Source organism: Candidatus Polarisedimenticolia bacterium (assembly GCA_036001465.1).
GTDB lineage: Bacteria > Acidobacteriota > Polarisedimenticolia > Gp22-AA2 > Gp22-AA2 > Gp22-AA3.
This window is the reverse complement of sequence record DASYUH010000021.1, coordinates 34,695-46,738: the sequence shown is the minus strand read 5'-3', so window position 1 is coordinate 46,738 and position 12,044 is coordinate 34,695. Positions and strand designations below refer to the sequence as shown.

Sequence of the window (12,044 nt, the reverse complement as noted above, 5' to 3'; positions counted from 1 at the left end):
CGTCGCGCGCCAGGTAGTCGGCGATCGCCTCGGGCGTGTCGGTCTCCTCGGCGAACCGTCCGGTGTAGAAGACCCAGGCGTCGCGCTTCTCCTCGGTGGTCGCGAACGGCGCGCCGGGCAGGAGGCTGGCCCGGACCTGCTGCGCGAAGCCCCGGATGTTCTCGTGCCGGTTCACGAAAGGCAGCGCCCGCTCCGTCGAGATCAGGACGACCAGGACGAGAGATCCGATGAGCGTGGCCACCGCCAGCACGCCGCGCGATCGTGAGTGCAGGACGGCGGCCGCGATCCCCCCCGCGGCCAGTAGAATCCCGATGCCTGCCGCCAGCGGGACCATCTCGGCGTGGTGCCGGCGCGTCGCGATCGGGATCGCCACGGCCAGGACGGCCGCGATCGAGGCCCAGATCAGGAGCGGCGTCCGCAGGCGTCGGCTCGCCGCCTCGGGAGCTGCGGCCGGGCCGGCATGCTCGGATCCCCGCGCCAGGAGCCGGGCGACCAGGATCGCCGCCGCCGGGTAGAGCGGGATGATGTAGACGCCGCGCTTCCCCGTCGAGAACGAAAAGAACAGGAGGATGGCCGCAATCCAGGTGACCAGGAAGAGGGCGGCGCCCCGCCGATCCTTCTCGTCCGCGGCGAACGCCTGCGCGACCCCCCAGGGCAGGAAGACGATCCACGGGAAGAACCCCGAAGGGAAGCGCCACAGGTAGAACCAGACCGGGTGGGTGGCGTTCCAGGCGCTGACGTAGCGCTCGACGTTCTGGTGCATCAAGACCTCGATCGCCTCGCGCGGGCCCAGCCGCATCGCGAACGGACCGAACCACGACAGGGTGACCAGGACGAAGAGGATCAGCCCGGACGGGAGGAAGATTCTCCGGGCGGCCCTGAAGTCGCGCTCGATCAAGCAGGAAGGAACGACCGCGAGGAGCGGCAGGATCAGGCCGACCGGCCCCTTCGCCAGGGTGGCGAGCCCCATCATGACCCAGGCGACCCGGATCGAGGCCGCGCCTCCCTGGGGCCTGACGCGTCCCCGCCAGAGAAGCAGGATCGCCGCGAGCACGAACAGGTTGAGGGTCATGTCGATCGAGGCCCAGCGGCCGCGCGCCACGATCTGGAGCGACGTCGCGAACACCAGGGCCGCGATGATCCCGGTCCGCCGGTCGTAGAGCCAGGCCCCGAGCCGGGCGATGAGGAGCATCGCGGCGAGCGTCGCGACCGCCGACGGCAGCCGCGCCGCCCATTCGTCGATGCCGCCCAGGAGCCGCCCGAAGCCGTTGATCGCCCAGAAGAAGAGGGGCGGCTTGTCGGTGTAGAGGTGATTGTTGAGCGACAGGACGACGTAGTCGCCGCGTTCCCGCATCTCCTGCGCCACGAGCGCGAAGCGCGGCTCGTCGGGAGGCCAGAGATCGTGGGAGCCCAGGCGCCAGAAGAACAGGACGAGCCCCACGGCCACGAGGATCAGGAGCCCTGCCCGGCCGGTCGTGTCCGGCCCGCGCGCCTCCTCGTTGACAGCCACCCGTTCGTCCATCTACGATGCCCGCTCCTGGATGACCGACGACACGTCCCCCGCAGACACGCGCGCGCCGGAAAGGAGCAAGGCGCTCGGCCGGATCCGGCTCGTGGCCGTGTATGCGTTCATCGGCGTCCTCATCTGGATCTCGCGCCCGACGCCCGCCCTGGTCGCCGCCGGGGCCGCGTTCGCCCTCCTGGGAGAGACCCTGCGCCTCTGGGCGGCGGGACACCTGACGAAATCGGTCCGGCTGATCACGTCCGGCCCCTACGCCTACACGCAGAACCCGCTCTACCTCGGCCGGCTCCTGATCCTCACGGGGCTCGGGATCGCTGCGCGGATCGACGGCTACCTCAACCTCGTGCTGCTCGTCGCCGGCTATGCCGTCTTCTTCTTCTATTACATTCCGCGCAAGCTCCGGGTCGAGGGGGGCCGCCTCGCGCGGCTGCACGGCGCCGCCTTCGAAGAGTATCGCAGGAGCGTGCCGATCCTCCTCCCCGCCCTCGAGCGCTATCCCGGCGGCAACGAGTCCTGGTCGTTCCGCCTCATGGTGCGCAACCAGGAGCCTCTGGTCCTCACGGGCATCCTCCTGGTGCTCGGCATCCTGATCTGGAAGAGCGGCCATCCCTGAAAGGCCCGCGCCACGGGGCCGGCCTCATCGGGACGCCGCGCCGCCCCCAGGCGCGCTGCTCCGCGCCCCAGCCAGCGCCGCGACTCGATCCGCGAGCCGCCCGCCGATGACCGTCGCCTCGTAGCGCTCCCGCAGAAGCGTCCGGCCCCGATCCCCCATCGCGGTGCAGAGATCGGGATCGGCCAGGAGGCGGCCGAGCGCCGACGCCCACTCCTCCTCCGTCCGGGCGAACAGGCCGGTCTCCCCGTGCACGACCAGATCGCGGTTGGCGCCGACCGGGGAGCAGACGACCGGCAACCCGGCGGCGTAGTACATCAGGATCTTGAACCCGCACTTCCCCTGCGAGAACGGGCTCTCGTCGAGCGGCATGACGCCGATGTCGCAGTCGAGGAGCGCCCCCGCCTCCCCCTCCCGGCTCCAGGCGATCGTCTCGGTCGGCACGCCCGGGAGGTCGGCGAAGGCGTTGCACACCTGGACGAAGCGCATCGCCGGATGGCTCCGCGAGACCAAGCGGAGCGGCTCCGCCAGCTCCCCGAGATACCTGAGGCTGGGACGGCTTCCGATCCAGACGATCCGCATCCCGGCGGCGCGCTCGCGCCGCGTCCGTCGCGCGCGGCGGATCGCATCGTCTGGGAACGGGGCGAGATCGACGCCCGTCGGCAGGACGGTGACGTCGGCGGCAAAGCGCTGCGCGTATTCGGCCAGGAAGCGGTTGCCGGCCAGGACTCCCCGGCTGCGTCTCAGGACCGAGGCCAGGCGAAGGCGGCGCGATTCGGCGCGCCGGGTCGCGCGCTCCTCGCCGAAGCGCTCGCGCTCGTCGGGGCTGACGGCGAACACGGCGTCGTCCAGGTCGAACAGCACCGGCGCCGGACCGAGGAGGAGCGGCAGCTTCCAGCGGGCGAACAGCTTTTTCTGCACCAGGACGAGGTCGGCGCGCCGGGCGCGCCCCGCCAGGTCGACGAGGTCGACCGCCCTCGTCCCCTTCGCCACGAAGACGTCGGGCTCGACGCCGCGCCCTCTTAGAAGTTCGATGTGCTGCAGGACGCGCAGGCGGCTGCTCGGGTGATCCGCTCCGCCATTGAGGACGCACAGGAGGCGCATCCTTCTAGTTCCAGGTGATGCGCACGCCGCCGGGCGTGAATCCGAGGGCAACCCGTCCCCGCCCCGGCCCGCCTTCGGCGGCAGGGCGCTCGTGCGCGTCCCCGGGATCCGGCGCGTCCCGCCATGTGCGCCCGCCCCGGTGCGAGTCGACCACCATCCTCCCGATGCCGAGCCCGTTGGCGTAGCCCAGGAACACGTCCGGCGCCCAGTGGCGGTCCCGGTCCATCCGCTGCAGCGCCGTCAGGCCCGCGACGCCGTACAGTCCCCACGCCCCGAAACGCTTCCAGAAGCGCGTCCCCCGCGTGTCGTCCCGGTCGACGCGGAGGTGGCGGTCGATGATGGGCGCGAGCATCGACGAGGCGATGGTGACGTCCCCCGAGATGCTGTGGCCGTTCGGCTTCAGGAAGCGGACGCGATCGCCCTCCTCCGGACGGTCGCTCGCGATCACCCGTTGCGACGCTCCCGTGATCACCCCCGCGAAGGCCAGGGTCTCCAGGATCATGACGCCGGTCTCGGAGTCGTAGCGCGACCGGCGCGCCAGCCCGGCCAGATAGAAGCCGAGCGCCGCCGTGAACGGCGTTCCCAGCTTCCCCATGGTGCGCGCGTCGTCCAGGAAGCGGTCGCGTGACTCGGTCCGGTTGCGCTGCACCGCGTCTCGGACCTCATCGCGGACGAGATAGAGCGCGGCGCCGGCCCCGAGGACGGACAGGAGCTTCGCCCAGCCGGCACCGTCCAGTTGCGCCGGCCTGCCGCAGACGTAGCGCGCGTCCCGGGCGATCTGCCGCCACTCCAGGGGGGCGTCGGCCGGCCGGGCCGGCGATGGCTCCCCGGGGTCCTCGGCCCGCGCCGGAAAGGCGCCCGCCCACACCGGGGAATCGCCCGCGCACATTGCCCCAAGGAGGACGACCGCCGCGACGAGCCTGGGAGCCGTTCCGGGCATCCGGCCGGGGCGCGCGCGGTCCGACGCCCGCCTCAAGGCCTCTGTCCTCCCGCCGCCCCCGTCCCGTCCTTCGATCCGCCGGCCACGAGGAGCATCTCCCGGTGCCCGACCCGCTGCCGGTCCACGATTTCCGTCCGGGCGTCGAGCCCCCATTTCTCCGCGGCAAGAACGCTGTCCTCGATCAGGCAGAAGGCGCGCCGCTCCGAGGCGAGGTGGCGTCGCAGCTCCTCCCGTGTCTTGAGCACCGGGATGAACCTCTCGGTGTAGTAGACATAGGTCGGGCGGTAGTCCGGGTACATGGCCAGGGGCGCCCCGCCAACGGCGGCGACGACGCGGCGGCAGAACGCCCGCGCCGACTTGTAAGGGTCCATCGCCGGCATCACCTGGATGGCGATCGTCAGGTAGATCGCGGTCAAGCCGGCGGCGAACGCCCCGAGGGCCGCCCCGCCGCCGAAGCGCCGGTGCGCGACGAGGGCCGCGACGGCGGTGACGACACAGGCCCCGGCCAGGACCGCCGCCGGCGCCAGGAGCGCGGGGGCCTCGCGCGCGATCCTGGGAAGGGCGACCCCCGCGCCGCCGGCCGCCAGAAGGAGCGCCGCGCCCAGCGCCCAGGTGATCGGGCGATCGACCGGCGACGGGTCCCAGCCCATGAGCGCCAGGTCCCATGTCCGGGCCACGAGGAGGGCGAGAAAGGGGAGAAGCGGCAGCAGGTAGACGCCGCGCTTCTCGACCGAAGCGGCGAAGACCGTGAAGATGACGATGGTCCACGAGTAGAGATAGGCGTTGTCCCTGTCCGGCCGCCCGCCCCGGCGCGGGAAGGTGTGCCACAGCGAGAAGGGGAGAAGAAGCACCCAGGGAAAGAACTCCGCCGGCAGGCTGGCGAAGACGTGGTAGAACGGCTGGGCGTGGTGCTCGCCGCTGGTGAAGCGGTGTCCCAGCCGGAGCAGGAGCGCCTCGAGCGGGAATCTCTCTCCGGTGCTCCGGTAGGCGGCGACCCAGAATCCGGCCGGCAGCAACGCAAGCGGAACCCCCCACCAGAGCCCCATGCGTTTCAGGAAGCCGAGATCGCGCGTCGATGCCAGGAACACGGTCACCGCGAGAAGCGGGATGAGCAATCCGTGCGGTCCCTTGGTCAGGTTGGCGAAACCGAGGGAGAGATAGAAGACGGTCAGCCACTCCACCGCCCCCGCCTGCTCATGGGCGAGGTGGAAGGCCAGGGCCGAGAGCAGAAGCCAGAAGGTCCAGAGCATGTCCGGGTGCGCCCAGCGCGCCTCCATGAAGTAGCCGTAGGTCGTCGCCAGGATGACGGCGGCCAGGGCCCCGGTCCGTCTCCCGAACAGTCCCCTCCCCAGATGGAACAGGACGAGCAGTCCGAGCAGGGCGGCGAGGCTCGAGGGAAGCCGCAGGGTGAATTCCGTCGGGCGTCCCGCGGGGAGCGCGAAGAGCGCCGCCAGCCAGGGGTACAGGGGCGGTTTCTCGAAATACAGCTCGCCGTTGTCGTGCAGGACCTGCCAGTTGCCCGTGAGGTGGATCTCCCGCACGACCTCGCCGATGTCGGGCTCGTCGGGGGCCCAGAGATCGTGCCCCCCCAGCTGGGTGGAGAAGAGCACGAGCCCGAGAAACAACAGGAGCACGACGCAGGCGCGGTCGCTCTTGAACAGGCGGGCCGCCACGGACATCAAAGGACCGAGGCCTCGGCCGGCGGTGTGTCGTCGCGGAACTGCAGGGCGTCGAGCCGCGCGTACAGCCCCTGGCGGGCCAGGAGCTCCGGGTGGGTGCCGCGCTCGACGATCCGCCCCTGGTCGAGGACGAGGATGACGTCGGCGCGCCGGATGGTCGACAGGCGGTGGGCGATGACGAACACCGTCCGTCCCGACATCAGGTTTTGCAGGGCGATCTGGACCTCGGCCTCCGACTCCATGTCGAGCGACGAGGTGGCCTCGTCCAGGATGAGGATCGGCGAGTCCTTCAGGATCGCCCGGGCGATGGAGATCCTCTGCCTCTGGCCGAGGGACAGGCGGTGGCCCGCCTCGCCGAGCGGCGTGTCGTAGCCGCGCGGCAGCGCCTCGATGAACGCCTCGGCGTGCGCCGCCCGCGCGGCCGCGACGATCAATTCCGGCGAGACGCCGGTGCGGCCGTAGGCGATGTTGTTGCGCACCGTGTCGTCGAACAGGATGACCTCCTGGGTCACCAGGCCGATCTGCCGTCGCAGCGACGACAGCGTGACGTCGCGGATGTCCACCCCGTCGATCAGGACGGCCCCCGAGGTCACGTCATAGAAGCGGGCGAGCAGGTTCACCAGGGTCGACTTGCCGGCGCCGCTGCTGCCCACCAGGGCGACGACGGTGCCGGCGGGAACGGTGAGGTCGAGACCCTGCAGGACCGGGGCCTGGCCGTAGTGGAACTGCACGTCCCGGAACTCGATCTGTCCGCTGAACGGCGGCAGGTCGGCGGCCCCCGGCTTGTCGCGGATGAGGTTGGGCAGGTCCATGAGCTCGAACACCCGGCTGGCGGCCGCCATCGACTGCTGCACCTCGTTGTTGATCTTCACCAGGTTCTTGAGCGAGGCGTAGATCATCCAGAGCGCCGCGATGAAGGTGGCGAACTCTCCGGGAGACAGCTTGCCGGCGGCGATGCGCCGGCCGGCGTACAGGAACAGGGCCGCGGCCCCGATCGCGCCGATCATCTCCAGGACCGGCGCCGTCAGCGACATCACCCTGGCCGCCCGCTTCTCGGCCGACTGGATCCGGTCGAGCGCCTTGCCGAAGCGGTCGATCTCGAAGTCCTCCATCCCGAATCCCTGCACGACGCGCGTGCCGATGATCCCCTCCTTCATGATGCTGACCAGGTCCCCCATCTTCTCCTGGCTGCGGCGGCTGGTCGCCTTCAGCCGGGAGCCGAAGCGCGCCACCGGGTAGACCACGAGGGGAAGGAGGATCAGGCAGAACGACGCGAGTCGCCAGTTCAGGTAGAACAGCCAGGCGGCCTGGCCGATGACCACCGCCCCCAGGCGGAAGATGTCCGCCAGGTCCCCCGACACCAGCTTCTGCAGCCGTCCGACGTCGTTCACCACCCGCGAGATCAGGGACCCCGTCGGATGGTCCGAGAAAAACGCCAGCGACTGCCGCTGGATGCGGGCGTACAGGTCGGCCCTCAGGTCGCGCACCGCCTGCAGCCCCGTCCAGCGGGTCAGGTACGACGCCAGATAGGTAAACAGCCCCTTGAAGACGAACAGGACGATGATCGTGACGGCGACGAGAGCGACCGTCCCGGCCGATTCGCCGTGCCGGCGGCCGGCCCAGGAGGTCAAGGGGGCCAGCGCTCCGTCCGGGCCGAGCAGGCGGCGGATCGGCTCGAACGGATGGAGCTTGCCGGCCGTGGCGGCCGGCGCGATCGCGCTGCGCGGCAGGACCTCGTCCAGGATCGGCTGGATCAGGCCGAGGAGACCGAGATAGACGAGGGAGATCAGGATCGAGCAGGCGACGGCCGCGGCCAGCCTTCCGGTGTACGGCCGGACGTAGCGCAGGAGCCGGAGGAGGTCCTTCATCTGGCCTCGGAGGATGCGCCTTGGAGGGCCCCGGTCAGCGGGGGGGAATCTCCTGCGCGTTGAAGAAATACCCGATCTCGAAGCCGGCGGTCGCCGGGGAGTCCGATCCGTGGACGATGTTCTTCTCGATCGAGGCGGCGTGGTCCCGGCGGATGGTGCCCGCATCGGCCTTGGCGGGATCGGTGGCCCCCATCAGCCGGCGCACCGTGGCGATCGCCTCCTCCCCCTCCAGGACCATCGGCACGATCGGCCCCGAGGTCATGAACTCGACCAGGGACGGAAAGAACGGGCGCTCCCGGTGCACGTGGTAGAACCCCTCCGCCTCGCGGCGGTCGAGGCGCGTCATCTTGAGAGCGACGACCCGGAGGCCCGCCGCCTCGAACCGGCGCACCACCTCGCCGACCAGGTTCTTCGCGACGCCGTCCGGTTTCACGATCGACAGAGTCCTCTCGATCACTTTTTCCCCCCCGCGCCGCCTGGGCGGCCGCTCTCCTTGAGCGCGGCCTCGACGGCCTCGCCGATCTCGGCGGGGCTCTGGAGAACCCGGACGCCGCATTCCTTCAGGACCGCCATCTTCTCGGCCGCCGTGCCGTGCCCGCCCGCGATGATCGCCCCGGCGTGCCCCATGCGCTTGCCGGGCGGGGCGGTCTGCCCCGCCACGAACGCGACCAACGGCTTCCGGAGCTCACGGGCGGCGTAGCGCGCCGCTTCTTCCTCGGCGGTCCCGCCGATCTCGCCGATCAGCATGATGGCGCGCGTCTCCGCGTCGTCCTTGAACAGGCCGAGGGCGTCGACGAAGGTCGTGCCGATGATCGGGTCGCCGCCGATGCCGATGCAGGTGCTCTGTCCGATGCCCCGCCCGCTCAGCTGGGCGACCGCCTCGTACGTCAGCGTCCCGCTGCGCGAGATGACCCCCACGGGGCCGGGCTTGTGGATGTACCCCGGCATGATGCCTATCTTGCACTTGCCGGGGGAGATGATGCCCGGGCAGTTCGGCCCGATGAGCCGCATGCTCCCCGCGGCCAGCGCGGCCTTGACCGTCGTCATGTCGGCGGTCGGAATCCCCTCGGTGATGCACACCGCCAGCCGGATGCCGGCGTCCGCCGCCTCGAGGATGGCGTCGGCGGCCGCCGCGGGAGGCACGAAGATGAGCGAAACCTCCGCGCCGGTCTTCTCGACCGCCTGCCTGACCGTGTCGAAGACCGGGACCTCTTCGTGCACCGACCCGCCCCGGCCGGGGGTGACCCCCGCGACGATCTTCGTGCCGTACTCTCGGCAGCCGCGCGAGTGGAACGTCCCCTCCCGGCCGGTGATCCCCTGCACGACTACGCGGGTCCCCTGATCGACGAGGATGCTCATCGCGATCCCGCCAGGGCGACCACCTTCTTCGCCGCGTCCAGCATGCCGTCGGCCAGCGTGAAGTCGAGCCCCGACTCGCTCAGGATGCGCTTCCCCTCGTCGACGTTCGTCCCCTCGAGCCGGACCACGACCGGCACCCGCACGTTGACCTGGCGGATCGCCTCGACCAGGCCGCGCGCCAGGATGTCCCCGCGCAGGATCCCGCCGAAGATGTTGATCAGGACGCTCTTCACGCTCCTGTCGGCCATCAGGATCTTGAACGCCGAGGCGACCTGTTCGGAGGTGGCCCCGCCGCCCACGTCCAGGAAGTTGGCCGGCTGGCCCCCCACCAGCTTGATGATGTCCATCGTCGCCATCGCCAGCCCCGCGCCGTTCACCATGCACCCGACGTTCCCCTGCAGCTTGATGTAGTTCAGCGCGTGGGCCGAGGCCTCCACTTCGAGCGGGTCCTCCTCGTCCGGATCGCGCAGATCGCGGATCTCCGGGTGGCGGAAGAGGGCGTTGTCGTCGAAGGTCATCTTGGCGTCGAGCGCCACCAGCGTCCCCGCGGCCGTCACGACGAGCGGATTGATCTCGGCCAGGGACGCGTCGGTCTCGCGATACGCCCGCACCAGGGCCTGCATCAGCCGGGCGGCCCCGGCGGCCTGGTCCCCCGACAGGCCGAGCGCGAAGGCGATCCGCCGCCCCTGGAACGGGCGGAATCCGATCACCGGATCGACCGGCTCGATCAGGATCGCCTTCGGATCCTTGCGCGCGACTTCTTCGATCTCCATCCCCCCTTGCGCCGAAGCCATGACGACCGGCACGGATCGGCCCCGGTCGAGCGTCACGCCAAGATAGATCTCGCGGGCGATCGCCACCGTCTCCTCGACCAGGAGGCGCCTGACCTTCTTCCCCTGGGGCCCGGTCTGCGGCGTCACCAGGTTCATGCCGATGATCTGCCGTGCCAGGCCTTCGGCCCTGTCCGCGTCGTCGGCCACTTTGACGCCGCCCCCCTTGCCGCGGCCGCCGGCGTGGATCTGCGCCTTCAGGACGCACCGCCCCCCCAGCCGCGCGGCGATCGCGAACGCCTCCTTCGGGCTGAAGGCGACGTCCCCTTTCGGGATTTCGATCGCGAAGCGCTTGAGGATCTGCTTCGCCTGATATTCGTGGATTTTCATCGCGCCCCTATATAGCATCGCGCCCGGATCGTGTCAAACCGTTGTTTTGACAGGCGTTTGTTGCTCTGCTACGATCCGCGTGCGGTTCTTCCTGAGGCTCTTGTCGCGATGCCGAAGTTTCCACCCCCAGCCGAGAGGCGTCACCGCGCGGCTGGTCCTGCCGTGGTCCTGTGGCTCCTCGGCTCGCTCGCGGACCTTGATGCCGCGCCCGGTGCGTTCGCAGCACCCACCGCCGGCGCTCCGGCCGGGCCCGAGTCGGCGCCCGCATCGACGCCTCTCTCCGATCGCCTCTCGGTGATGATGCGCGCCCCCGTCCTGAACCCGGACGAGACGGGCGTCGCCGTCCTCCTGCTGCCCGAGGGACGGCCGGTTTTCCTGCGCCAGGCCAACCGGCCCTTGCAGCCGGCGTCGACCCAGAAGATCCTGACGACCGCCGCGGCGCTTGCGCTGCTCAAGCCGGAATTTGTCTACAGGACGAGCCTTTACGCCGACACGCCGATCGACGGGTCCGGCTCGATCGCGGGGAACCTGTACATCAAGGGCTCGGGGGCCCCGGATCTCGTCGGGGAATCGTGGTGGCTCGTGGTGAGGCGCCTGGCGAACCTCGGCCTGCGCAAGGTCGAGGGGGACCTGGTCGCCGACGAGTCCTACTTCGACTCCGTCAGGCGCCCTACCGGCTGGCCCCAGCCCTCGGCCGACTCCTGGTACAACGCGCCCATTGGCGCCCTGTCCTGCAATTTCAACGTGGTCACCGTGACCATCGACCCGTCCCCGATCCTGGGCGCGCGCCCGGATCTGACCCTTTCGCCGGCCGCGTCTTACTTCCAGGTCATGAACCGCGCCCTGACGACAGCCGGCCCGACATCTCTCGCTGTGACGCGCTCCTTCGAGGGGGGCCGGAACGCCCTCGTGGTCAGCGGCACGATCCGGCGCGGCAGCGGGCCGGCTTTTTTCAACCGCGCCGTCGAGGAGCCGCCGCAATACGCCCTCACCGCCTTCCGCGAGATCGCGAAGCGGGAGCAGATCGAGATTGGCGGCAATCTCGCCGTCGGCTCCGTCCCCGAGAAGGCGCGCGAGATCCACACCCACGAGTCGCGCCCACTCGGCAGCCTGGTGCGCGACATGAACAAGAACAGCAACAACTTCATGGCGGAGATGCTCGTCAAGACGCTGGGCGCCCAGTTCGTCGGCACCCCCGGCACAACCGCCGGCGGGCTCGAGGTCATTCGCGGCTATCTCGCCGGGCTCGGGATCGATCTGGAGGGGACCCGGCTGGCCGACGGCTCCGGCCTGTCGGACGACGACCGCCTGCCGGCGCGCCTGCTCGCCGAGGTCCTGGCGCGCGCGGGGGCCGATTTCGAGATCGGCACCGATCTGATCTCGTCTCTGCCGATCGGTGGCGCCGACGGCACGCTGGACGAGCGTTTCGGAGGAGAAGGTTCGCGCCGTCGCATACGCGCCAAGACCGGGCGGGTCGCGGGGGCCCTGACGCTTGCCGGCTACGCCGCGAACAAGGACGGCCGGGTCCTCGCCTTCGCCGTCCTCGCCAACCGGCCGCGCGGCACGATCGACGCCGTGCACCGCGCCATCGACCGCATCGTCGACGAGATCGCCGGCAGCACCAACACCGACCTCGGCCTGCCGGCCGCGAGCGGCGTTCCGGAGATCAGGCCAGATGCCTCGACACCGCCTCCCGCACCGACTCCGAGAAGCGACCAGGCGCCGAAGCACGCAGGCAGCAGCCGCAACAGTCCTCCTTAGGGCCCGGAGCCGGCGTGGTTTCAGGTTGACGCAGGCGCACG

General features: G+C 70.5%; 10 protein-coding genes. 2 read left to right on the top strand and 8 right to left on the bottom strand.

Annotation, left to right across the window (positions count from 1 at the left end; genetic code table 11):
- On the bottom strand, positions 1–1,522 hold a 1,522-nt coding region (locus tag VGV60_04635), incomplete at its 3' end, for a glycosyltransferase family 39 protein (GenBank protein HEV8700544.1).
- Between the two features lie 19 nt (positions 1,523–1,541).
- Between VGV60_04635 and VGV60_04630 the strand changes: the two genes are divergently transcribed.
- On the top strand, positions 1,542–2,135 hold the full coding sequence (locus VGV60_04630; GenBank protein ID HEV8700543.1) for a hypothetical protein: 594 nt from the start codon (positions 1,542–1,544) through the stop codon (positions 2,133–2,135).
- Positions 2,136–2,159: 24 nt separating this feature from the next.
- Here the strand turns inward: VGV60_04630 and VGV60_04625 are convergent, their stop codons facing one another.
- Genes VGV60_04625 through sucC form a run of 7 tightly spaced genes read right to left on the bottom strand, consistent with a single transcriptional unit; the run spans position 2,160 to position 10,242 of the window.
- A complete protein-coding gene (locus VGV60_04625; protein ID HEV8700542.1) occupies positions 2,160–3,236 on the bottom strand; it encodes a glycosyltransferase family 4 protein in 1,077 nt (358 codons plus the stop codon).
- 4 nt (positions 3,237–3,240) lie between these two features.
- Positions 3,241–4,212 (bottom strand): hypothetical protein, encoded by a 972-nt coding sequence (locus VGV60_04620; protein HEV8700541.1) that lies wholly within the window; start codon positions 4,210–4,212, stop codon positions 3,241–3,243.
- Entirely contained in the window at positions 4,209–5,855 is a 1,647-nt protein-coding gene (locus VGV60_04615; protein HEV8700540.1) for a glycosyltransferase family 39 protein, read from the bottom strand. Before VGV60_04615 ends, VGV60_04620 begins: the two co-directional genes overlap by 4 nt.
- Entirely contained in the window at positions 5,855–7,723 is a 1,869-nt protein-coding gene (locus VGV60_04610; protein HEV8700539.1) for an ABC transporter ATP-binding protein, read from the bottom strand. Before VGV60_04610 ends, VGV60_04615 begins: the two co-directional genes overlap by 1 nt.
- 34 nt (positions 7,724–7,757) lie before the next feature.
- On the bottom strand, positions 7,758–8,177 hold the full coding sequence (ndk, locus tag VGV60_04605; protein ID HEV8700538.1) for a nucleoside-diphosphate kinase: 420 nt from the start codon (positions 8,175–8,177) through the stop codon (positions 7,758–7,760).
- The gene (gene sucD / locus VGV60_04600; protein HEV8700537.1) at positions 8,177–9,082 is read right to left on the bottom strand and encodes a succinate--CoA ligase subunit alpha; all 906 of its coding nucleotides are present in this window, start codon (positions 9,080–9,082) and stop codon (positions 8,177–8,179) included. Before sucD ends, ndk begins: the two co-directional genes overlap by 1 nt.
- Entirely contained in the window at positions 9,079–10,242 is a 1,164-nt protein-coding gene (gene sucC / locus VGV60_04595) for an ADP-forming succinate--CoA ligase subunit beta (protein HEV8700536.1), read from the bottom strand. The genes sucD and sucC overlap by 4 nt, the downstream gene beginning before the upstream one ends.
- Positions 10,243–10,404: 162 nt before the next feature.
- Here sucC and dacB point away from each other — a divergent pair, with 162 nt between their 5' ends.
- The gene (gene dacB, locus VGV60_04590) at positions 10,405–12,003 is read left to right on the top strand and encodes a D-alanyl-D-alanine carboxypeptidase/D-alanyl-D-alanine-endopeptidase (protein ID HEV8700535.1); all 1,599 of its coding nucleotides are present in this window, start codon (positions 10,405–10,407) and stop codon (positions 12,001–12,003) included.
- The last annotated feature ends 41 nt before the right edge of the window (positions 12,004–12,044 follow it).

What these genes read in the sequence shown, in the direction of transcription:
- VGV60_04625 (HEV8700542.1), bottom strand. Translation starts at nt 3,236, where the DNA reads ATGCGCCTCCTGTGCGTCCTCAATGGCGGAGCGGATCACCCGAGCAGC.
- sucC (HEV8700536.1), bottom strand. Translation starts at nt 10,242, where the DNA reads ATGAAAATCCACGAATATCAGGCGAAGCAGATCCTCAAGCGCTTCGCG.
- VGV60_04610 (HEV8700539.1), bottom strand. Translation starts at nt 7,723, where the DNA reads ATGAAGGACCTCCTCCGGCTCCTGCGCTACGTCCGGCCGTACACCGGA.
- VGV60_04630 (HEV8700543.1), top strand. Translation starts at nt 1,542, where the DNA reads ATGACCGACGACACGTCCCCCGCAGACACGCGCGCGCCGGAAAGGAGC.
- VGV60_04615 (HEV8700540.1), bottom strand. Translation starts at nt 5,855, where the DNA reads ATGTCCGTGGCGGCCCGCCTGTTCAAGAGCGACCGCGCCTGCGTCGTG.
- sucD (HEV8700537.1), bottom strand. Translation starts at nt 9,082, where the DNA reads ATGAGCATCCTCGTCGATCAGGGGACCCGCGTAGTCGTGCAGGGGATC.